Raw genomic sequence first — 23,368 nt, 5'->3', positions numbered from 1 at the left:
GCCTCAGGGGTAACCGAGTACTGCCTTGATCTGTGCCAGATTGCCCGCAATCCAGTTTTTGTCGATCGCACCCCAATCACGTATCCGGTATTGCCCGGCGTGATTGCGGGCGCCATCGAGCTGCTCGAACTCACACTCGATATCCAGATCCGCCAACGCAGCAATCGTGTCCTGCGCGGTACGACGTGGCATGCCCGTCGCGTCGACCAATGCCGGGACGTTACTGGCCAGTTCGCTGTCGATCAGATACGCCACGTACAGGCGGCGATAGAAGCTGGATTTGGTTTTGCTGACGTCCATTGGGTAGCCTTTCAATATTTGATACCTCAAACACCCGTAGGACCGGCTTTAGCCGGGAGGGCAGTATTTCTGGCGAAGAAGGTTTAGCAAATGTTCCGACGCCCTCCCGGCTGAAGCCGGTCCTACCGGATTGAGTTGACTCTGGGTGCTACTGCATATCCCGCCAGGTCAGATAAACCCGCAGATCGAACTCCAGCTGGTGATAGCCGGGCTGCATGTGCTCGCACAGTTTGTAGAACGCCTTGTTGTGGTCCGATTCCTTGAAGTGCGCCAGCTCGTGTACGACGATCATCTTCAGGAATTCCGGGGGCGCTTCCTTGAAGAGCGAGGCGACACGGATTTCCTTCTTGGCTTTGAGCTTGCCGCCCTGCACCCGTGAAATAGTCGTGTGCAGGCCCAATGCGCGATGAGTCAGATCGAGGCGGTTATCGAACAGCACCTTGTCGATGTTCGGCGCATTGCGCAGGTATTCCTGCTTGAGCCCCAGCGCGTAGGCGTACAACGCCTTGTCACTTTGCACGTCATGACGCTCAGGGTAGCGCTGCTGCAGGTAGTCGCCCAGTTTGTTCATGGCGATGAGCTGCCGGACCTGATCCTGAAGTGCTGCCGGATAGGCCTGAAGGTATTTGAGTGGAGCAGTCACCGATGCAGTCATGAGCCGTAACGCAGATCTGAAAAGGCGCCAGTGTACAACTCAATGGTGTTTTAGGCTCTCCCAGTCAAACACCTTCGGAAAGCTCAATGCCTCATCGGCCAACATCGGTCGCGCTACCAGATAACCCTGAATCAACTGACAACCGTTGTCGGCCAGCCACTGATATTGCTCAAGGGTCTCGACACCTTCGGCGATCACCAGCACGTTCAGGTTACGACATAGGTCAATGATGCTGCGCGCCACTGCGGTATCGCGCGGTGTGGTGAGCATACCGGCGATAAAATGCCGGTCGATCTTCAGGGTGTCGATGTCCAGATTGCGCAAATGAGCCAGTGAACACTCGCCTACACCGAAATCATCCAGCGCAACACTTACGCCAATGTCATGCAAGTGACGGATCTGATTACGGCTGTGCGCCAGATTTTGCACCAACGACGCCTCGGTGAGCTCGACTTCAAGTTGCCCCGGCTTTAGGTCATAGCGCTGCATGGCGCGGCGCAACTCGGCGGCAAGGTTAGGCATGCAGAACTGGGTAGGGCTGACACTGATACTCAGCACCAGATCATCGTCGAAGACATCAATGCAGCGGCCACGATGTTCGGCACCCTGCTCGAATATCCAGCCGCCGAGCTTGTTGATCAAGCGGGTCTCTTCAAGCAGAGGAATGAACACGCCCGGCGGTACATCACCAGCGCTCGGATGCTGCCAGCGCAACAATGCCTCGAAACCTCGCAATCGCCCATCGGCAATAGAAACCTGAGGCTGATAGACCATAGAGAAATCGTGACCATCGATGGCGGTACGCACGCTGTCTTCAAGCATCAGCCTAGAGCGGGCGCGACCGTTCATTTCCTGATCGTAGAAGCGATACTGCTGACGACCTGCGCGCTTCGCCTCGTACATGGCGATGTCTGCGGCGCGTAGCAGCCCGTCAAGATTGGAGCCACAGTCCGGGAAGGTCGCGATACCAATACTGGCACCCAGCGTGACGTCCAGACCATCGATCTGCCTGCGAACAGAAACCCGCTCGATGAGTTTCTCCGCTACTTTGGCGGCCTGCTCGGGGAAGTCCAGGCCGTCGATGACCACAGTGAATTCATCACCACCCATGCGGGCCAGAACGTCGTAGGGCCGCATGCAGTCCTTGAGTTGCTGGGACACCCAAAGCAGTACCTGATCCCCGGCGTCGTGGCCAAGGGAATCGTTGACCCGTTTGAAACCGTCCAGATCCAGATACAACAGCACCAGGAAGCGGCCCGGCTGGTCATTGCGCAACAATAAGCCTTCGACCGCCTGGTAGAAGCCGCGCCTGTTGAGCAATCCGGTCAAGGCATCGGTAACCGCTTGTTGCTCCAGTTGCTGATAAAGATCGCGCACCACCGACATGTCCAGAATGCTGAACACCATGGATTTCTGCTCGGCCGGCAATGGCGCGCAGGACAATGCCACCGGCAGTTTCCGGCCTTCACTGGTCCGCAAAACCGCATCGTGCAGGCGATAGATTTCGGCATTGCGATAATGGCGATAGAACCCGGATTGCGCCCAATCGACGACCTCCGGTTCAATCAGGTAATCAATCACGCTGGTCCCGCCCAGTGTCTCGGCACTGGCACCCAACAGGCGACAGATTGCAGGGTTGGCGAAGTTGATCAGCCCGGCCTCGTTGACGACCAGAATGCCTTCATCAATGTTATCCAGTACCGAAGCGTTAAAGGCTCTGGCAGATTCCAGCTCTCGGGAAATTCGCTGCAGGGCGCGCTGATTCTGCTGTTGCTCCAGCAACACCTGAACCTTGGGCCTGAGAACGTTGGGATCAAACGGTTTGAAGAGGTAATCAATCGCGCCACTGGCGTAGCCGCGATGCACAGCATCCTGAGATTGCTCGTTGGCAGTCAGGAAAATAATCGGGGTCAGCCGCGTTCGCTGGCTGCCGCGCATCAAGCGGGCAACTTCGAAACCATCCATCCCGGGCATCTGAACATCGAGCAGGACCAGATCAACTTCGCGCTCCAGAAGCACTGTCAACGCCTCGATCCCCGAGCTCGCCGTGACAATGCACCAGTCCTGCCTTTGCAGCACCGCACGCATAGTCACCAGGTTCTCTGGATAGTCATCCACCACCAACAAAACAGAACAGCCATCACTCGGCTTGGTTTGCGCGCATTCCATGCAACTTCTCTTATGTGGCACGACATCCAGGGACAGTCGTTTTAGATTTCCAATCGCGTAACTCTAGTCGGCTCTGACGGAAACTGAAGATAGCTTTGTGACCGCCCTCACTAAAGTTCACATTTAACCGACTAACGGTCGTCTCCTACAGGCCACACGGCGCAGGCCCTACAGCCAATGTGACAGCACTTTGACGTCATCCGTTCGGCAATTAATTATTAACAGTTTGTTATTGAGAACGTATAACAACAACCCGGAAAGGCTTGACCTAGACAGCCCTTACTGGCAAAGCGACATATTGGAAAACAACTTATGGTAGATATGGCTTCGTGGAATCTGAGTATTCCTGTGGGTTCGCCCCCCAAAACAATCGAAACGTCCCAGTTGAAAAAAGGCTATGACGGTAAGTATTTTCGTTCAGAGTCGGGCTACATCTTCTTCTGGTCACCCGTCACCGGATCAAAAACCGAAAACGCCAAGTACCCGCGAAGTGAACTGCGCGAAACCTGGTCCGACGGTACCCTGCACAACTGGATGTATCCGCAAGCCGATAACAAGCTCGACGCCACACTTGAAGTCAATCAGGTGCCCTCCTCGGGCAAAATCGTGATTGGTCAGATACACGCCTACGAAAGCACCGAGCCGATGCTCAAGGTTGAGTATCAGTACAAGGAAGACACCAAGTCGGGAAATATAGTTGCGAAGTTCCGAAAGCGCTATGACGACAAAGAAAGCCGCGTCTATCAGATTGCCGAAGGCGTGCCGCTGAACGAGCGCTTCAATTACAAGATCCACCTCAGCCCCGGAGGAGATCTAAGCGTCAGCACGAGAGGGAAGAACTGGACCAGCCCGGTCAGCGCCACCTGGCGTGACAAGCCGCTGTACTTCAAGGCAGGGGTTTACGTGCAGGACAACAAGGGCTACAGCAGCGAAGGCGGCAAAGCCACCTTCTATAAGCTGGATATTGATCACAACAAGACGTAGGGCTGAATCCCTGTTGCCCCAGCTCTCTGTAGCTCACGAGCAACGCGAGGCAGCGATAGCGTTCTGCCTGATACACCGCCATCGCGGCCTCGCGTTGCTCGTGCGCTCCTACAGAATCATTTTTAATTCAATGGCTCGCTGCCTTGAACTCTTTCTCGGCCAACTCAAAACGCGCCTGCATACCCGCCGAAGGACCTTTGCCCAACAGGCTGAACACCACGATAGCGATGCTGGCGAACAGGAAGCCGGGGATGATTTCGTACAGGCCCCATATGCCCAGCTGCTTCCAGACAATCACAGTAATTGCGCCGACCAGTACACCCGCCAGCGCGCCGTTACGGGTCATGCCTTTCCACAGTACCGAAATCAACACGACCGGACCAAACGCAGCGCCGAATCCTGCCCAGGCATAACTCACCAGGCCCAACACGCGATTATTCGGATCAGCAGCCAGCACGATGGAGATAATCGCAATCAGCAGGACCATGCCGCGGCCGACCCAGACCAGTTCTTTCTGGGAAGCGTGTTTACGCAGGAAAGCTTTATAAAAATCCTCAGTCAGCGCACTCGAACACACCAGCAGCTGACAGCTCAAGGTACTCATCACTGCCGCCAGAATCGCCGAGAGCAGCACACCGGTCACCCACGGGTTGAACAGCAGTTTGGCCAATTCGATGAACACCCTCTCTGGGTTTTCAGTGACAGGCCCTGCTACTTCCGGATGCGCCGAGAAGTAGGCAATCCCGAAAAAGCCCGCAGCAACCGTACCGCCCAGACACAGGATCATCCAGGTCATGGAAATGCGCCGGGCACTGGCAATCGACTTCACAGAGTCTGCCGCCATGAAGCGCGCCAGAATGTGCGGCTGGCCGAAATAACCCAGGCCCCAGCCCATCAACGAGATGATGCCGATGATGCTGGTGTTGTGGAACATGTCGAAATTGGCAGGATCCTTGGCTTCGATGGCCAGGAAGGTTGCATCAACACCGCCGGTCGCCAGCAGCACGATGATCGGCGTAAGGATCAATGCGAAGATCATCAGCGTTGCCTGAACCGTGTCCGTCCAGCTTACCGCCAGGAAACCACCCACAAACGTGTAGGCGATGGTTGCGGCAGCACCGGCCCACAGTGCGGTTTCGTAAGACATACCGAAGGTGCTTTCAAACAAACGTGCACCGGCAACAATGCCCGATGCGCAATAAATGGTGAAGAACACCAGAATCACCACGGCGGATATCACCCGCAGCAAGCCACTTTTGTCTTCGAATCGGCTGGGGGAGTAATCCGGGAGGGGCAAAGCATCGCCGTTGTGCTCGGTCTGCACCCGCAGACGCCCTGCCACAAACAACCAGTTCAGATACGCACCGACGATCAGGCCGATGGCAATCCAGCTTTCCGACAGGCCAGACATATAAATGGCACCCGGCAGGCCCATCAATAGCCAGCCGCTCATGTCCGATGCACCTGCCGACAACGCCGTAACAACGCTGCCCAGGCTACGACCGCCAAGAATGTAATCAGAGAGATTATTGGTTGAGCGATAAGCCATCAGGCCGATCAGCACCATTGCTGCGATGTAGATCACGAAGGTGATCAGGGTGGGATTGCTGACACTCATTGGTATTTCGCCTTGGCATTGTTTTTATTAAGCGAGGTCGACTTGACCGGGAGATTAATAGCCAAGGCGCAGAAAGAAAGCGGCAGATTTTCTGGCCCCACTCCCAGCCGAAGCCAGTCCCGCGAGAACAATTCTTGGTCGCACATGCGACATCGCGACGCATCCTATTCAACAAATCATCAGCGGTGCAACCCATTTACGGCCAAAAAGTTGCACCTCAACGTCATCGATGCTCATTTTTTGCGAAGTTTGCCCCGTTCCAGAGCATGCGCTGCCTTTCATCCGTACATCAGCACTGCGGCTGTGCACCCTTGAATATCAAAGCAGGACCGGCTGGCAGATCCCCGAAATATTCATCAAAAAAAGGGTTGCACCCGGTTGCACCCCACCCGACTCATGGCTAATCTTGTCCGACAACCAAGGCCACGTTGCAGTGGCACGATGAGGACAGCACATGGCGACCACCACCCTGGGTGTCAAACTTGACGACCCGACCCGCGAGCGATTGAAAGCAGCCGCTCAGTCCATTGACCGGACTCCGCACTGGCTCATCAAACAGGCGATTTTCAATTACCTGGAAAAGCTCGAAGGTGGCGCAACCCTCTCCGAACTCAATGGCTCAGCCAGCAAAGACGGCGATGACCATGGCGAATTGCCGGTGGACACCACTCACCAGTGCTTCCTTGAGTTCGCTGAAAGCATCCTGCCGCAATCGGTACTCCGCGCTGCAATCACCGCCGCTTACCGCCGTCCTGAACCGGAGGTGGTGCCGATGCTCATTGAACAGGCACGCCTGCCTGTAGCCATGGCAGAAGTGACCAACAAGCTCGCCGCGACCATTGCCGAGAAACTGCGCAATCAGAAAAGCGCTGGCGGTCGCGCGGGAATCGTTCAGGGCCTGCTGCAGGAATTTTCGCTGTCGTCTCAGGAAGGCGTGGCACTGATGTGCCTGGCCGAAGCGCTGCTGCGCATCCCGGACAAAGGCACGCGCGACGCATTGATCCGCGACAAGATCAGCACCGGCAACTGGCATCCGCACCTGGGTAACAGTCCTTCGCTGTTCGTTAACGCTGCGACCTGGGGTTTGCTGCTGACCGGCAAGCTGGTGTCGACCCACAACGAAGCCGGGCTGACCTCTTCCCTGAGCCGTATCATCGGCAAGAGCGGCGAGCCCATGATCCGCAAGGGTGTGGACATGGCTATGCGCTTGATGGGCGAGCAGTTCGTCACCGGTGAAACCATCGGCGAAGCGCTGGCCAACGCCAGCCGCTTTGAAGCCAAAGGCTTCCGTTACTCCTACGACATGCTCGGCGAAGCCGCACTGACCGAGCACGACGCACAGAAATACCTGGCCTCCTACGAGCAGGCGATCCACTCCATCGGCAAGGCGTCCCATGGCCGTGGTATCTACGAAGGTCCGGGCATCTCGATCAAGCTGTCGGCGCTGCATCCACGTTACAGCCGCGCCCAGTACGAACGCGTGATGGAAGAGCTGTACCCGCGCCTGCTGTCGCTGACCCTGCTGGCCAAGCAATACGATATCGGCCTGAACATCGACGCCGAAGAAGCCGACCGTCTTGAGCTGTCACTGGATCTGCTTGAGCGCCTGTGCTTCGAGCCGCAACTGACCGGCTGGAACGGCATCGGCTTTGTGATCCAGGCTTACCAGAAGCGCTGCCCGTATGTGATCGACTACGTGATTGATCTGGCCCGCCGCAGCCGCCACCGCCTGATGATTCGCCTGGTGAAAGGCGCGTACTGGGACAGCGAAATCAAGCGCGCCCAGGTCGAAGGTCTGGAAGGTTATCCGGTCTATACCCGCAAGGTGTACACCGACGTTTCCTACATCGCTTGTGCACGCAAACTGCTGTCGGTGCCGGAAGTCATCTACCCGCAATTCGCAACGCACAACGCTCACACCCTGTCGGCCATTTACCACATCGCCGGTCAGAACTATTACCCCGGCCAGTACGAATTCCAGTGCCTGCACGGCATGGGCGAACCGCTTTACGAGCAAGTCGTGGGCAAGGTCGCCGATGGCAAGCTTAACCGACCGTGCCGCGTATATGCGCCGGTAGGCACCCACGAAACACTGCTGGCCTATCTGGTGCGTCGCCTGCTGGAAAACGGGGCGAACACTTCGTTCGTTAACCGGATTGCCGATCAGTCGATTTCCATTCAGGAACTGGTGGCTGATCCAGTGGCCAGCATCGAGCGCATGGCGACTCAGGAAGGCGGCTTCGGCCTGCCACACCCGCGTATTCCATTGCCGCGTGATCTGTATGGTGCCGAGCGCGCCAACTCCAGCGGTATTGACCTGGCGAACGAACATCGTCTGGGCTCGTTGTCTTCCGCTCTGCTGGCTACTGCTCATAACGACTGGAAGGCCGTGCCAATGCTCGGATGCCCAGCCAGTGAAGGCGCTGCTACCCCGCTGCTCAACCCCTCTGATCTGCGTGACGTCGTCGGCCATATGCATGAGGCCAGCCTGGAAGATGTCGACAATGCCCTGCTCTGCGCCCTGAGCTCCGGTCCGATCTGGCAAGCCACTCCGCCGGCCGAACGCGCGGCTATCCTGGAGCGTGCCGCCGACCTGATGGAAGCCGAGATTCAGCCGCTGATGGGGCTGCTGGCTCGCGAAGCGGGCAAGACCTTCGCCAACGCTATCGCTGAAGTCCGCGAAGCGGTGGACTTCCTGCGCTACTACGCGGTGCAGGCGCGCAATGATTTCAGCAATGACGCGCACCGTCCGCTGGGCCCGGTGGTCTGCATCAGCCCGTGGAACTTCCCGCTGGCGATCTTCAGCGGTCAAGTCGCCGCTGCCCTCGCCGCCGGTAATCCGGTGCTGGCCAAACCGGCTGAACAAACGCCACTGATTGCCGCACAAGCTGTTCGTATTCTGCTCGAAGCGGGCATCCCTGAAGGTGTGCTGCAATTGCTGCCGGGACGCGGTGAAACGGTGGGTGCGCGACTGGTGGGTGATGAGCGAGTCAAAGGCGTGATGTTCACCGGCTCCACTGAAGTTGCTCGTCTGTTGCAACGCAACATTGCCGGTCGCCTTGACGCTCAAGGTCGCCCGATCCCGTTGATCGCGGAAACCGGTGGCCAGAACGCCATGATCGTCGATTCCTCGGCGCTCACCGAGCAAGTGGTTATCGACGTAGTATCTTCCGCGTTCGACAGCGCCGGTCAGCGTTGCTCGGCCCTGCGCGTGCTGTGCCTGCAGGAAGACTCTGCCGACCGCGTCATCGAAATGCTCAAAGGTGCCATGGCTGAATGCCGCCTCGGCAACCCGGAACGTTTGTCTGTAGACATCGGCCCGGTGATCGATGCTGAAGCCAAGGCGGGTATCGACAAACACATTCAGGGCATGCGCGACAAAGGCCGTACGGTCTACCAGGTTGCAATCGCCGACGGCGAAGAAATCAAGCGCGGCACCTACGTGATGCCGACACTGATCGAGCTGGAAAGCTTTGACGAACTGCAACGTGAAATCTTCGGCCCGGTGCTGCACGTGGTTCGCTACAAGCGCAAGGAACTGGACACGCTGATCGGCCAGATCAACGCCTCCGGTTACGGCCTGACGCTCGGCGTACACACGCGCATCGATGAGACGATTGCCAAAGTCATCGACAACGTCAACGCGGGCAACGTTTACGTTAACCGCAACATCGTCGGTGCCGTGGTAGGTGTGCAACCGTTCGGTGGCGAAGGTCTGTCGGGCACAGGCCCCAAAGCTGGTGGTCCGCTGTATCTGTATCGCCTGCTCTCCACCCGTCCCGTCGACGCCATCGAGCAATCGTTCGTGCGTGGCGATGCGCTGGCGACACCGGATACCCGGATGCGCGAAGCGTTGAGCAAGCCTTTGCAGGCACTGAAAACCTGGGCAACCAGCAACCAGCAACCTGAGCTGGATCAGCTGTGCAGCCAGTTCGCATTGCAATCACAAAGCGGTATCACTCGTCTGCTGGCAGGCCCGACTGGCGAGCGCAACAGCTACAGCATCCTGCCGCGCGAACACGTGCTGTGCCTTGCTGAAGCGGAAAGCGACCTGCTGATTCAACTGGCCGCGGTTCTGGCGGTTGGCAGCAGTGCGATCTGGCCGGACAACGCGTTGAGCAAACCACTGCGTGCCCGCCTGCCGAAAGAAGTACAGGCGCGTATCAAGCTGGTAGCTGACTGGACGAAAGACGAGGTGCTGATCGAGGCCGTTCTGCACCACGGCGACTCGGATCAACTGCGCGCTGTTTGCGAGCAAGTGGCCCAGCGTCCGGGTGCAATCGTCGGTGTCAACGGCTTGTCCCATGGCGAAACCAACGTTGCACTGGAGCGTCTGGTGATTGAACGCGCACTGAGCGTCAATACCGCAGCTGCGGGTGGCAATGCGAGCTTGATGACCATCGGTTGATGGGCTGACTGGCAATTAAAAGAGAGAGCTTCGGCTCTCTTTTTTATTGCCAAAACTTTAAAACATTGACAACTAAGCCACTTATTGATTCGCTATAGAAATAGATTTAAACCATGCAGAATAATAGCACTATATACCTCACCCATACGCCTGCAATGCGACACTAAAAAAATTCATTGCACTCTCTAATACTCTGTGATTAAACGCCTCTATCGACTGATTATTTAATCTTTCGAAAACTATATAATTAACGCAATTAGAGTTTAGAGAATGACTATCTTACAAAATCAAAGAATTGAGTTTGATCCTGCCTTTGGTGTCAATGGCAAACTTGACGTCCGTCCGCCTGGCAACTTCCGTAATGACTTGTCGAACCTGGCTACGGATGCGTCCGGCCTGCGTTTAATGATCTACGGGGCCTACGAACGCGAAACACCGAACTTGTCCATTCCGGGCGTTGCCTCCCTCTACCTCAACGGTACCTTCGACACCCGCTTCGGGGACAGACAGGACGGCCTGACCATCGCGCCACCCAGCATCCTGGCACAGAGCGCCAGCGGTTTCGCCAGGCTGAACGATGGATCGTTCTTCATCACCGGATCAGCGTCCCAACAACTTCCGCTCCTCCGGTATGATCACGAAGGGCGACTCATGTACATCATGGATCTTGCCGAAGGTCCGCAATATTCCACTCCACGATTACTCGGGATGGATGAAGCCGTCTTGTTGGCCAGCTCCGACCGTAACGGCGGCGTGATTTATTGCCGTAATTACGAGACAGAAGAACCCTATTTCGGCATTGGCGGTAAAGCAACTTTCCTCACCGGCAATAGTTATGTATCTACCTTGCACATGGCGCGCGGTAGTGATGACTCATTTTATCTGGCCGGGGAAGTAGGCAATGATGGCTACATTCTGCGTATGACCCGTACAGGCGAACTGGATCAAGGATTTGCCGACGGCGGTGTGTACAAAGTCCGGATGGTGGATGCCCGTTACAACGCGTGTCGCAGAGTAATCGCCCTCTCTGATGGCAAAGTTCTTGCGCTGATCAACAGCTCCGGCTCCGATCTCGGCGCAGGCAGCCACATGATTCGCCTGACCGCCACCGGGCGAATCGACACTACATTCAATCGCGGCGAACCCTTGAGCATCCCAGGCGAAGTCGGCGAAGACATGACACTGCAGGCAGGTGGCAGAATCCTGGTGGCTAATCGCGGTGTGATGACTGGCAACCAGCTGACTCGCTACCTACCTGATGGCTTGATGGACATCGAATTCGGCAACGAAGGGACAGGCTCAATCACGTTTACCAATGAACAGATCGGTTTCGTGAAAGCCGTGATGGTTCAGCCTGACGGCAAGATACTTATTGGCGGAACATCCGGGTCGACCACTACGCTGTTGAGGTTGCTGGCGTAAGACCTGACAGATAGCTTTAATGGATTGAAATGCATTTTGTGTAGGAGCTGCCGAAGGCTGCGAAGCATTTCTTTTGATACACCGCGATCGCAGCCTTCGGCAGCTCCTACAGGTCCAATGTTTGCTTCGCGACAGCGCTGTGTCAGGCCACAAAGCAATCTCCTATAGATCGGAAAACTACACAACAGACGATTCACACAGTCCAGTTACAGGACGAATCAGGTCTGCATATAAGTCAGCCCCGATAGGAAATAAGAATCGGTACTGGTGATTGAGTACTGAAATTGCAATAACGACCCGGCGTTTGCATCAAGTAGATTCTGAGGTATGGGTTCTCTCAGCGGAAAAACCGGACTTCTAATGAATTTAGTAAACTCCGGGCTAAAAAAACCTCTAATATATATTCCCACATCGTCAGGATAAGGGTAGTTAATCACCAACGTGACTCCTCCCGAGGAAGGAAACTCCAGCCCCGGCGGATCAATATCATAGGTTCGTGCCTTTTTTATATCTCCAATACTTGCCATGATCAAACTCCTGTAACGTTCACGCTGGATTATCCGAACGCATCTTGAGCATAACTTAGGAAGCCTTAATGTGCAAAAAACAGGCAAGCCCGACTTTCAGACATAAACCTCTTAGATAACAACCAGCTAGCCATCATTTAGAAGAATTAGCTACTTAACTGATGCCAAACTAATCTATGGCTCAGAAGACTAGTCGCTCACCATCAATAAAAATACCGGTTAACAAAAGCCACGATTTATTTCAGGTTACTTACGCCCTTTAGAAGCTCCAAGAACGGCGTTTCTTGCACCTGCCTCTCTTTTTCCATACATCGACGGGACACTGGCTTTAGCATGGAAGGCAATTCCTCTGACACCCTGACATCTGCGACTGCGCCGGACTGAAGCCGGTCCCACGACGGCATGTGGGTGGAATGCGGGAATATCCGACAGCAACCCGGTTACTTTCGCTAACGAAACGCCCTGAAAATTGGGCGTTTCCGACAGGCTTGTCCCTTTCTTCTGCGTGAAACTTCCTAGAGACTCCTGACCCCGTTGCGTGGGTGTTCTTGCCTCTCTAGGCTGCGTCGGTCACTGCTCATCAGTGATCGGGTTTAGCAGCCTGATGAACGCTTACCACGCAAGATACGACGCTATGGCGGCTTTGCGTGGGGCACTTTCGAGTGCGCCGGTTTTGGTAAGTGTTTCCCGGTCTGCTAACCCGCGACAAAGCCGCCACCCTCAATCGTTTAGCAGCGATTGTCCGGTGGACCAATGAGGAACACTTACGATGACAACAGTAACGCCAGCTCCACCGCAGCTCACGCTCGAACAATCCCTTCTCCACATCTCCGAACTCCTGCGTTGCGCAGCCGCCACCGCCTACGAATCCGGCGACAGCCTCAACGGCCCGAAACGCGACCTGGCCTTTTCCGTCGTTCACCTGATCGGCATGGCCCGGACCGAACTGGATCGCTCATTAGCGGGAGTTGAAGCTCGATAAATTCCAGCCAGACAAGCCGTCTCGGCAACAAGTTGCCTCCTACCTGACACGGCGCTGTCTCGCAGCAAACACTGGGCTTGTAGGAGCTGCCGAAGGCTGCGATCGCGGTGTATCAGGAGAAATGCTTCGCAGCCTTCGGCAGCTCCTACAGAAAAGCATTCCAGATCAGGTGATTACATTTTTTTGATGAGCAGCACCTGCAAGCAGCCTCACGCCTGCTTTCCCCCACCATCACCCAAATCAATCATCCTGTGCAGCTCAAAAACACGCGCCTAGACTCAACCCACTTCAACAACAAGGTACAGGGTCATGTCCGAGTCGCTGCTCAGTTCCCGCAATCTGGCGTTCGAGCTTTACGAAGTGCTGGACGCCGAAGCGCTGACCCGGCGTGAGCGGTTTGCCGAGCACAATCGGGAGACGTTCGATGCCGCGATTGGCACGGCGCGCACCATCGCTGAAAAGTATTTCGCGCCACACAACCGCAAAGCTGATGAAAACGAGCCACGCTATGAAAATGGCGAAGCTGTTCTGATTCCTGAGGTCAAGCCTGCGGTTGATGCGTTTCTCGAAGCGGGCTTTCTGAATGCAGCACGCAGCTTTGAAGACGGCGGCATGCAGTTACCGACGCTTTTATCCCAAGCCTGCTTCGCTCACTTTCAGGCTGCGAATGCAGGCTCTACGGCTTACCCGTTCCTGACCATGGGCGCGGCAAACCTGATCGAAAGTTTCGGCAGCGAAGAGCAGAAAAGGCGCTTCCTGCAACCGATGATCGAAGGGCGCTTCTTCGGCACCATGGCCTTGACGGAGCCCCACGCAGGCTCATCACTTTCAGACATTCGCACCCGTGCCGAGCCGGCCGCCGACGGCAGCTATCGCCTGCGGGGCAACAAGATTTTTATCTCAGGCGGCGATCATCAGTTGTCGGAAAACATCGTGCACATGGTGCTCGCCAAGCTGCCGGATGCACCTGCAGGGGTGAAAGGTATTTCACTGTTTATCGTGCCCAAGTTTCTGGTCAACGAAGACGGCAGCCTCGGGCCGCGTAACGATGTGGTTCTGGCCGGGCTGTTCCACAAGATGGGCTGGCGCGGCACCACCTCAACAGCCCTTAACTTCGGTGATAACGGGCGATGCGTTGGCTACCTTGTGGGCAAGCCGCATCAGGGCCTGAACTGCATGTTTCAGATGATGAACGAGGCGCGTATTGGCGTGGGCATGGGTGCGGTCATGCTGGGTTACGCGGGTTATCTGTATTCGCTTGATTACGCTCGCGAACGGCCACAAGGACGTCTGCCTGACAGCAAGAGCCCGGAAAGCGCTCCGGTGCCGATCATCCAGCACGCCGACGTCAAGCGCATGCTGCTCACCCAAAAAGCTTACGTGGAAGGGGCGTTCGATCTGGGCCTGTATGCGGCGCGACTGTTCGATGACACCACCACCGGAGAAACCGAAGAGGCGCGTCAGAGTGCCCAACAGTTGCTGGACTTGCTCACGCCGGTCGTCAAAGCCTGGCCGTCGGAGTTTTGCCTGAAAGCCAACGAACTGGCGATTCAGATTCTGGGAGGCCATGGCTACACCCGGGAATACCCGGTGGAGCAGTATTACCGCGACAACCGCCTGAACCCGATTCACGAAGGCACCAACGGTATTCAGTCGCTGGATCTGCTGGGCCGCAAGCTGGCGCAAAACGGCGGTACGGGCCTCAAGCAATTATTGCGGCTGATTGCCGAAACCTCGCAACGCGCTCGGGCACATGAAGCACTGACCGAACTGCGCCAGCCACTGGAGCAACTGGTGGCGCGCCTGCAAGCCGTGACACTCAGCCTGCTGGGCGATCTGGCGCAGGGAAAAGTGAACACGACCCTGGCCAATTCGGCGCTTTACCTCAAGGTCTTCGGTCATACAGTGATCGGCTGGCGCTGGCTGGAACAGGCCATTCGCGCACAACAAGGCCTCGCCAATGGCAGCGAGGCCGATAGGGGCTTCTATCAGGGCAAACTGCAGGCCGCCCGGTACTTCCTGACGTGGGAGGTACCGGGCTGCCATCACGAGCTGGCGATTCTTGAAGCGCGTGATGATCTATGCCTGGCCATGCAGAATGAATGGTTCTGAATCAGGTCGCCGACGGGAAGAACATATCCAGCAGCGCTGCCCCTTGCGGCCCGAGTTTCGCCGAGTACTGCTCACGACTGAATGGCTCGCCCGTGCGCAGATCAAAAATACGGCCTGCAGGCTCACCGGTACGATGACGACCGGCTGGACTTTCGCTCAAGCGCACTTTGATGAATTTAAAATGCTCGCCCACAACCTCCTCAATGTTTTCGATCTTGAAAAAGGTACCGGGCTTGAAGACTGATTCGGCCTCCTCCCAATCACCCGAAAAAGGCGCAATTGGGGTTGCCGTGCGATAGGCCTTGGCCGGAAGTTCGAAAACGATGGAGGTATCGTCGAACCTGATCACCGCACCGTCGGTGATGTGCAGCTGAAAAATATGCGATTGCACGCCGCCCTGGCTACTGGAAAAGATACGCGCCACATACGGGTTTTCGCTGAACGAGGTGAAGTCAGTGTTGACCAGAATATCCCCCACCTTAATCTTGCCGCTGCGAAACGTAATACCCGACGTACTGCGATGGCCGCTGCCACCTCGATACAGGTCCACGTCGTTGTTGCAGCCGATGCTGTCGATATCTTCGGCAAGCTCTTCGATCATTTCGATCTGATTGGGAAGTGTCGATTCGCCGGTGCGCAGGTAAACGTTGAAATCTTCGTCGCGCGCGGTGTAATCAGATACACGACCACCAATGTACTCATCCTCGGTTTTGAACAGCCGATGCTCGTCGCCCCAAGCGTCAACCAATAGCCGGTTGCCGTGTTCATCGGTGCTGATGAATCCACCCGTGTCCATTTCCGAGTCGAAATCCGAAGCAGGGTCGTATTCCCGAACGCAGTCATCCACCACCGCCTTCTGTCGCGCGAGGGCTATTTTGGAGAGCTGCTCCTCTTCGAGCAGATCGAAGCGCATGTAGGTGTCCCAGAATGCGGATCGGGTCGGGATCAGTGGCTGTAGCTGGGACCCAGTGGATGACGTTACGCCTTCAACTGCATCTATCGGGGAACCGCCACCCAGGCGCGGTGGAGCCAGTAACTCCCACTCTCCCACAGCATTGAGCCGTACCGGTTTGAAGCCAAAGAAAGCGAACGGATTTTGAGGGTTGACGATGGCCCAGGTTCGCAAGGAGCTGTTGTATGAAACACGATAAGGCAGGTTGCGGATTTCAATCCACGTTTCACCATTGGTTAGCACCCTGATGCCTTGCATGTGCCCGGACGCATCAGCAATGTCTTCATCCAGAATCACGTTACCGCGCATTTCGGCCAGAAACGCATCGCTATTTTGAGCAGGCACCCAGTCATCCACCGTTTCAATTGCAGCGCCCGTTTCCGACAACGCGGCGCCCGCCCCCGCCAGGTCCGGCAGGTTGAACACCACAAAAACCGAATTGAGAATAGCGCTGATCACCCCGGCCTTGCGCAGCCTTGAAGTGTTGCCGTTAAGGGCCTGATCAATGCTTAAACCGACATTGGTGAGTGCGGCCCCCACGAGCGTAAGGGTCAACGGCCATGCCAATGGGGCGATCCCGTCGAACACCTGAGTGAAGGCGTTCAGATAGCCCATCATCATTTGCTTGCGCAGGTCGGAGTTCGAAGTGAGCAGCAGATACGCCTGCGCCTGCATGTTGGCCTGGGCACGTTCACGCAGATGCTCGAACACGTCTGTGACAATCTGCTGATCGATGCGATTGATGACTTTCTGATCGGCCCACTCATGCCTTTGCAATTGCCCGATCCAACTGTCAAACACTCCGCTGTCCTGCTCCTTGGCGGCTTGTGAGGAAAAGAAATGCAACGTAAAGGCCGATCGCGACGCGTCAGTCGCGCATTGCTCCAACACCCAGGCTTGCAACGCAGCATCACTGGCAAAGAAATGAAACGCAGGCCGCTGAGAAGGCACATATAGGATCTGGCCTCCCTTGCCATCGACAATTCGAATAATGTCGTGGGCGACATACTCTCCGATATCGAAACTGCGAAACGTGATGCCGGACTGAGGAACGACACGCGCACGGAGCACCGCGCGGGTCATGACCTCCGGCACTGAGGCGGCTACGGCATGAATGACCGTCTGGTAGTGCTCATCCAGCAACCTGCCGGCACGTTTCGCATTCGCGGCAGCGGCGAGAAAATGCGCTTTGGCAAGGGTGCGAAAATTTTCGCCATGGGCGGCCCAGAAGTGCGACACGGCGCCTGTGTAGATCGCCGCGAAGTCCGCAGCCCAGAAATCATTCAGCACATCCCGGGGCAAAAGCGCGACTTCGTTATGCTCGTTGAAAACCCGGCACTCTGGCCCATCGGTGTAAAAGCCACCCGTCTGTTGCAGCGTACCGGGCGTCGCGTCCTGATCCTCGGCGCTGAAGCGATGCATGACCAGCTCCACCAGCGTCATTGATTCGGCGGGCTGACCAACATGTTCCCACCCAGTGAATGTCCGCGGGCTGGAGCGGGTGCCGTCAGTAAAACGATGCCAGTAAATCCTGTCCGGGTTGAGATGTCCGGCGGAATGTTTTTTCAGGATCCTGCGTGCCTGAACATACGCCAGCCCATGAATATCGGGGTAATCCTCCGAGAACCAGCGCGCCATCCTTTTGAGCCGGGACTCATCGCTGGAACGACGCTGGTGAAGAGCTGTATGGTCAAAGCCGGTTGTTTTAGACGCCATTTTTATCCATTCCTTTGGATGTAGTGAGGCCTTATCCAATCAGCAAAGGAAGGAGGATGTGCAGTAATTAATTACCTACCTGCGATGAGCACCGCCGCTACTATTCGATGACTGGACTGTGTAAGAAAAGTCGACGCGGGTAGAAATTGCCTTCAAACATACCCGTCGTTAAAGGGGGAGCCTTGCACGAATCCATTCGAGACGTGTGGGAGGCATCGTAATTGTGTGGTCTTTCTGCTCCTTGTCATCTTGATAGATAATACTGTTTACGGAAATCTTAAGCGGTTCATGTCCGGGCTGGCCGCCCCAGAAAACCTTATAATATCTCCTCACTAACAGCTCGCCTTGATCATCGAAAATAGTCAATCGAACCCTTTCCATACCATCGCCATCAAAAAGACTATTATTTACTCCGGCCCCGCAAATATTTATCATAAACGCTTTATTGCCAATTTCCTTCGCACCGCCATTTAACGTTTCCGTGTAGTTATAGCCTTGACAATTAGAATTGTCGAACAGATTGAATGCAGCGGAGTAAACGGCCAAAACAAGCAACGTAAAAATAAAGAAGGAAAAAGAGCCGAAGTATTTTTTTCCTACAGGGGTTCTGAGAGGTTGCATACTGCATCCAGCCTTATGAAAATAGGCTTTTTTAGCTTGTGGTTTTTTGGTGTACTGTAGATCATAACTCGCCACCCTGGCATTCTTTACTATTCATTATAATAGACAGGTGGCGAGCGAATACTCAAGGTAGAATGTAAAACTCAACGATATCAGAACGCAATGCCAAGGGGGCGATGGTGTTTTTGATCCAATATAAACCGGGCGATAAAGGCTGTCCTGGCGGCGGGATTGATGGAGAGTTTCAACGCTATGGCTGGAACTCGAATGACTTTTCGGATGCCAGATTCCCTCAGCCAGGAACCCTCCTCGATTTCCTTGCCAGGCACAAAGCCTTGGATACTGATTTCTTTTATTTCGGTAGCGAATTCATCTGTTCTGAAAAACTGCTGAACATAATCAGACTTTTCCGCTATGGCAGAATGGATACCATAGAAGTCCGCGTCCATCTTCAGGGACACAAATCATCGACAACACCCAAAAAATATTTTCTTTTATGCAGCCGGGAAATCAGGAGCCTGCTAGACAAAAAGAACGCTGTTTATGAAATCAGAAAAGACCCGACCACACACCTGCCTGAACAAGACAACTATCATGATGGCAGAGACATTTACGACTCGATAACACGATTTGTTGTTGAGAAAAAGGATATTGATTTAGACTTTTTTATTTGCAGCGAAATGCTCATGAATGAATATGTGTTTTCGTCAAGACTAAAGCAAGCCATCGAGTCAGAAAACTTAAAAGGCATGAGCTTCATTGATATCGAGGAAAGTATTTATGATGCGAAACTTGAATTCTAGCCTTCGCCTTGGCGAACCCATCACAGTCGTAGATTTGATTAATTTTTTAAAATCCGGACCAGCAGTCCTGGACGATGTATGCTTGTATACAGAGGAAGAAACAGAGCTCATAACGCCTGAAACAATCTGTTATCTGGATCGTTACCCAGAGGTTATAAACGACGAAGATGTTCACAGTGAATTTGTAACCTCTCACGGACTTGAACTCCTGTATTACGGAGAGCAATTCAATGATGTGCTACGCAATATATACGAACAGAAACAAACAGCAGACGTGGATATTGTCATACGCGCGCTGAATCACTATATGGATAATGATGATTTTTTAGACATCGCCTGACCCAGCGCTCTGAATTTAACGCTATGAGCGCACGAGGCGCCGACCAACTCATGCATGCAGGACAGGTTCGTAAACATGATTAAGGGAGTCGATACATGGTAAGCCTGCAAGATGTTCGACACTGGATTGAGGGGGAAATATATTCGAACCTCCTTGAACAACTGGTTCAAAATCCGAAACTGGCGACGAATGACAAAATCGTCCCTGACGCATTACTGGGGTATGACATTGAGGACATTAATGCAGCCGGTGTCACGGTAAAGGACCTTGAAGAAGTCGCCAGCGACAAGCTTTTTTGCCAGAAGTACGTGCTTGAAAAATTGAAAAGCATTGAGGGGACTGAGAATCAGCAGGAAGGAAAGCATAGTGAAGATGAAGATGACGTTCTACTAGAGACGCTCCCATTTTATAAAAACTTCCTGAACATTTATCTGATTGAACTGCACCTCCTGAAAACCAAACCGGAAATGCTGGATTCTTACCTGAAGAAAATCAGGATACCAAACGCTAAACAGTACGCTAAGCAACTGCGATCTGTTTATGAGTCGATACGTTAGGCTTTTGATGCAGCGGAACATCATTGAATGGATGTTCCGCTGGCCAAGAGCTTCGTAGCTATGGAGACCTTGGCCTGCACACCACGTTGTATACGGGAGTACCTTCGTACAAAACCCGGCGGCAGGCACTCAACAATCAGAAATGGCGAAATCCGGCTAGACGCTCAATGCCTCATCAGGCGCAGGGAAGAAACGATCAACCAGCGGTTTACCCTGGTCACCCAGCTTCACCGCGTATTGCTCGCGACTGAAAGGCTCGCCGGTGCGCATATCAAGCAGCACGTGCCAGCTCCTGGGCTCAGGGATTTCAGTCAGCTGGACCTTCATGAACTTGAAGTTGAGGCCTGTTATCTCCTGGATGCCATCAATCAGGAAGTAATGCCCGGGCATGAAGATAGACTCGGCCTCCTGCGGAGTCTCCGAAAAAAGAGCCACGGGCGTGGCCCCCAAGTGATGTTTTGCTGGCAATTCAAAGACGACTGCGCTGTCGTCGAAGGTGATCTGCTCGTTGGTCAGCGCGAAAGCGGCCGAATCTTGCCCCGCCTGGCTGCTGCAGAAGACTCTCGCAATGAAAGGGTTCTCGCTGAATGAGCTGATATCAGTGGTTACCAACACATTCCCGGCCTTGATCTGACCACTGCGGAAAAAGCTGCCCGAAGTACCGCGCGACGCGCTGCCCCCACGATAAAGGCTTACATCATTGTTTCGCCCCACTTCAAGCAGGTCATCAGCAAGATACTCGATCAGCCCCGCCTGCCCCTCACCGAGGGAGGAGCCCGTACGCAGGAACTGATTGAACATTGAATCCCTCACGCTGTAAGGCTTGATGCGATCCCCCACAAAATCCCCGTCCGCAGTTTTGAATACCCAATGCTCATTACCACTGCTGTCTATCATCACCCGTGCGCCACTCGGTGTTTGCAGCATCAAGTCATCGGCGTCTACCGCACGCAAATTGATCACCGCTTCCTGTCGCGCCAGCGCCATTTGAGAGAAACGTTCCTCTTCCGGCAGATTGAACTGCATGTGGAGGTCCCAAAAAGCCGAGCGCACCGTCGCGTAGGGTTTTATGAGGGACAGCTGACTTACTGTGGGCAGCATTGCGGAGTCCTGCGGCGGCTGCGCCAATTCCCACTCCTGCAAAGCATTCAGGCGCACTGCCCTAACTGCGCCGCCATCAGTGATGTTGGCGGGGTCGACGATGTGCCAGCTACCGAGCTCATCGCTGTAGAGCACCCGATAAGGCATGTCATTGAGATTGATCCAGGTTTCACCGTTGGCCAGTTGCTGAATGCCTTGCATTCGCCCCACCGCTGCTGGCGTATCGGCCGCCAGTACTACGTTGCCTTCGAGCCCTGCCAGTGGGTCGCGAATTTCCACTAACGGGATCATCTCGTTGGAAGGCGTTACACCGCTACTTTCCGTCACGGACTGAAGCACGCCAGTGGGCTCGCTGACCGGCCTGATGCTCGCTGCCCTGCTAAGCCCGGCCAGCACTGGCAGGTTGAAGAGCAGGAAAATCGAATTGAATATTGCACCGACAAGCCCGGCCTTACGTTCCCTGGCAGTTTTGCCATTGATGGCCTGATCGGCCCGCAAGCCGATGTTGGCGATTCCGGCTCCTACCAATGTCAACGCCATGGGCCAGCCCAACGGGGCAAAACTTCCAAAGACGCTGATGAACGCATCCAGATACCCCATCCACATGCGTTTGCGCAGGTCCGAGTTGGAGGTCAGCAAAATCTGTGCGTCGTCACGCAACTGCTGCCTGGCAAGATCGCGCAAGTATTCGAATACATCTCCGGTAATAGTCCGGTTCCTGGAGTCGATAAGGCGCTGCCCGGAAACCCAGGGTGTCTGGAGAATTTGTCGCACAGTGGCATCGAACTGCGCTTGATGCTGTTGGCGTGCCGTATGGGTGCGCAGAAACAGCGACTCAAACGCAGCACGGGTTGACGGCTGACTCAGGCGACCTTGTACCCAGCGGTATAGCTCCGCCTGCGAAGCGAATACTTGAAATACCTGATCCTCAGCGGGCAGATAAAGAATCTGCCAGCCACTGGCACTGACCACACGAAAACTTTCGCTGCACTCGTAACCGCCGATATCAAATGAGCGCAAGGTAATACCCGGCGCCATACTGACCCTGGTGTGCAATGTATTGAGGGTCATGACGGGCTCCAGTTTGCCAACCACGGTCCCCGTCAGGGTTTTGAATTGCGCCAGGGTCAGCCTGCCCGCTCGAAGCTGCTGTCCGGCAGCCGCGAGAAAACGTGTACGCGCCAAGGTGCAAAAGTTTTCCCCATGCTGCGCCCAGAAGCTGTCCATTCGGGCCTGAAATAAGGCACTGAAATCCAGCGCCCAGAAATCGTTCATCGCCTGCATGGGCAGCAAGCTGACTTCGTTGCGCTCATCGAACACAACATGCTTGGGCCCGTCAGTATAAAAGCCGCCGTAAAGCTGAAGCTCATCGCTGGCCAGTTGATCGTGCGCGGTAAAGCGCCGCAGCAGTAGCTCCACAAACGTCATCGACTCATAGGGCGCCCCCGAATGTCTCCAGCCGGTAAAGGTTCTTGGGCTGCTTACGGCATTGTGAAACCGATGCCAGTAGACTTTTTCGGGATCAAGCCGCTTACCCATATGCGTGAATAACAGCTTGCTCGCCTGGGCGTATGCCATGCCGTGGATGTCCGGGTAGTCTTCGACAAATTGCCGTGCAATCTCCTTGAGCTGCTGTTCATCCGTGACGTAGCGAGCGTCGGCGGTGCCTTGGGTGAAACTAAACGCGGGTTCAACAGGTGGGCGATGCATGTGGCTTTCCTTGTATGAGAAAAGCATGCACGTGATCAGGTTTGATGCGGAGGGTTGCGGTAGGTATGTATTGCAGCCTGCGGTTTCTGGCTCAACTGACGAGTACGCCGCCATCCCCAAGTGGGAGATTCTATGTTTGCCTGCAAGCCCTGATCCCGCTTCGTAGGAATGGCTTTAGCCGGGAGGGCAGTATTTCAGGCGAAGTATATTTAGCGAATGCTCGGACAGCCTCCCGGCTGAAGCCGGTCCTACGGGATACCGCGGTATATGTGTGCGAATTCATTCGCGAAGAGGCCCTTACATTCAATGCATATACGTCGCCTGTACCGCCGCCTTCGCGGATGAATCCGCTCCTACCGGGTATGTGTCTGCCTCGGTTGATGCCCCGCGC

General features: G+C 55.0%; 16 protein-coding genes. 8 read left to right on the top strand and 8 right to left on the bottom strand.

Annotated elements, in window-relative coordinates:
• Nucleotides 1-3: 3 nt before the first annotated feature.
• From AO242_RS06030 to AO242_RS06020, 3 genes are all read right to left on the bottom strand, one after another.
• Complete coding sequence (locus AO242_RS06030; RefSeq protein ID WP_099268054.1) at nucleotides 4-300, bottom strand: winged helix-turn-helix domain-containing protein; 297 nt, start codon at nucleotides 298-300, stop codon at nucleotides 4-6.
• Nucleotides 301-448: 148 nt separating this feature from the next.
• Nucleotides 449-943, bottom strand: a complete 495-nt coding sequence (locus AO242_RS06025; protein WP_231666288.1) for a M48 metallopeptidase family protein — start codon at nucleotides 941-943, stop codon at nucleotides 449-451.
• Between the two features lie 51 nt (nucleotides 944-994).
• Entirely contained in the window at nucleotides 995-3,124 is a 2,130-nt protein-coding gene (locus AO242_RS06020) for a putative bifunctional diguanylate cyclase/phosphodiesterase (RefSeq protein ID WP_176560576.1), read from the bottom strand.
• Between the two features lie 312 nt (nucleotides 3,125-3,436).
• Between AO242_RS06020 and AO242_RS06015 the strand changes: the two genes are divergently transcribed.
• Nucleotides 3,437-4,108, top strand: a complete 672-nt coding sequence (locus tag AO242_RS06015) for a polysaccharide lyase family 7 protein (protein WP_099268051.1) — start codon at nucleotides 3,437-3,439, stop codon at nucleotides 4,106-4,108.
• A 127-nt stretch (nucleotides 4,109-4,235) separates the two neighbouring features.
• Here the strand turns inward: AO242_RS06015 and putP are convergent, their stop codons facing one another.
• Nucleotides 4,236-5,726, bottom strand: coding sequence for a sodium/proline symporter PutP (gene putP / locus AO242_RS06010; protein WP_099268050.1), 1,491 nt, complete (start codon nucleotides 5,724-5,726; stop codon nucleotides 4,236-4,238).
• Between the two features lie 454 nt (nucleotides 5,727-6,180).
• Here putP and putA point away from each other — a divergent pair, with 454 nt between their 5' ends.
• A complete protein-coding gene (putA, locus tag AO242_RS06005; protein ID WP_099268049.1) occupies nucleotides 6,181-10,134 on the top strand; it encodes a trifunctional transcriptional regulator/proline dehydrogenase/L-glutamate gamma-semialdehyde dehydrogenase in 3,954 nt (1,317 codons plus the stop codon).
• A gap of 270 nt (nucleotides 10,135-10,404) precedes the next feature.
• Entirely contained in the window at nucleotides 10,405-11,556 is a 1,152-nt protein-coding gene (locus AO242_RS06000; RefSeq protein ID WP_099268048.1) for a hypothetical protein, read from the top strand.
• A gap of 218 nt (nucleotides 11,557-11,774) precedes the next feature.
• Here AO242_RS06000 and AO242_RS05995 read toward each other — a convergent pair whose 3' ends face one another.
• Nucleotides 11,775-12,083: a hypothetical protein gene (locus AO242_RS05995; protein ID WP_099268047.1), complete on the bottom strand. Its 309-nt coding sequence runs from the start codon at nucleotides 12,081-12,083 to the stop codon at nucleotides 11,775-11,777.
• 769 nt (nucleotides 12,084-12,852) lie between these two features.
• On the opposite strand from AO242_RS05995, the gene AO242_RS05990 reads away from it, so the two are divergent.
• Together AO242_RS05990 and AO242_RS05985 are read left to right on the top strand one after the other, a co-directional pair.
• Nucleotides 12,853-13,065 (top strand): DUF6124 family protein, encoded by a 213-nt coding sequence (locus AO242_RS05990; RefSeq protein ID WP_027901446.1) that lies wholly within the window; start codon nucleotides 12,853-12,855, stop codon nucleotides 13,063-13,065.
• Between the two features lie 309 nt (nucleotides 13,066-13,374).
• Nucleotides 13,375-15,177, top strand: coding sequence for an acyl-CoA dehydrogenase (locus AO242_RS05985; RefSeq protein ID WP_099268046.1), 1,803 nt, complete (start codon nucleotides 13,375-13,377; stop codon nucleotides 15,175-15,177).
• A 1-nt stretch (nucleotide 15,178) separates the two neighbouring features.
• On the opposite strand, the gene AO242_RS05980 is transcribed toward AO242_RS05985, so the two are convergent.
• Nucleotides 15,179-17,845 carry a dermonecrotic toxin domain-containing protein gene (locus tag AO242_RS05980; RefSeq protein ID WP_099268045.1) on the bottom strand — a complete coding sequence of 889 codons (2,667 nt, stop codon included), beginning with the start codon at nucleotides 17,843-17,845 and terminating at the stop codon, nucleotides 15,179-15,181.
• A 168-nt stretch (nucleotides 17,846-18,013) separates the two neighbouring features.
• The gene (locus tag AO242_RS05975) at nucleotides 18,014-18,466 is read right to left on the bottom strand and encodes a hypothetical protein (protein ID WP_099268044.1); all 453 of its coding nucleotides are present in this window, start codon (nucleotides 18,464-18,466) and stop codon (nucleotides 18,014-18,016) included.
• Between the two features lie 179 nt (nucleotides 18,467-18,645).
• Here AO242_RS05975 and AO242_RS05970 point away from each other — a divergent pair, with 179 nt between their 5' ends.
• From AO242_RS05970 to AO242_RS05960, 3 genes are all read left to right on the top strand, one after another.
• Nucleotides 18,646-19,269 carry an Imm43 family immunity protein gene (locus tag AO242_RS05970; RefSeq protein ID WP_141562187.1) on the top strand — a complete coding sequence of 208 codons (624 nt, stop codon included), beginning with the start codon at nucleotides 18,646-18,648 and terminating at the stop codon, nucleotides 19,267-19,269.
• A complete protein-coding gene (locus AO242_RS05965) occupies nucleotides 19,247-19,609 on the top strand; it encodes a DUF7716 domain-containing protein (protein WP_231666280.1) in 363 nt (120 codons plus the stop codon). The genes AO242_RS05970 and AO242_RS05965 overlap by 23 nt, the downstream gene beginning before the upstream one ends.
• A 95-nt stretch (nucleotides 19,610-19,704) precedes the next feature.
• Nucleotides 19,705-20,166, top strand: coding sequence for a hypothetical protein (locus AO242_RS05960; protein WP_099268042.1), 462 nt, complete (start codon nucleotides 19,705-19,707; stop codon nucleotides 20,164-20,166).
• A gap of 156 nt (nucleotides 20,167-20,322) precedes the next feature.
• On the opposite strand, the gene AO242_RS05955 is transcribed toward AO242_RS05960, so the two are convergent.
• Complete coding sequence (locus tag AO242_RS05955) at nucleotides 20,323-22,977, bottom strand: dermonecrotic toxin domain-containing protein (RefSeq protein ID WP_257153382.1); 2,655 nt, start codon at nucleotides 22,975-22,977, stop codon at nucleotides 20,323-20,325.
• Nucleotides 22,978-23,368 lie beyond the last annotated feature (391 nt).

Source organism: Pseudomonas sp. ICMP 561, assembly GCF_002699985.1.
Classification (GTDB): Bacteria; Pseudomonadota; Gammaproteobacteria; order Pseudomonadales; family Pseudomonadaceae; genus Aquipseudomonas; species Aquipseudomonas quasicaspiana.
Note: the sequence above shows the minus strand (reverse complement) of the source record. Positions and strands in the feature narration are given on the sequence as shown.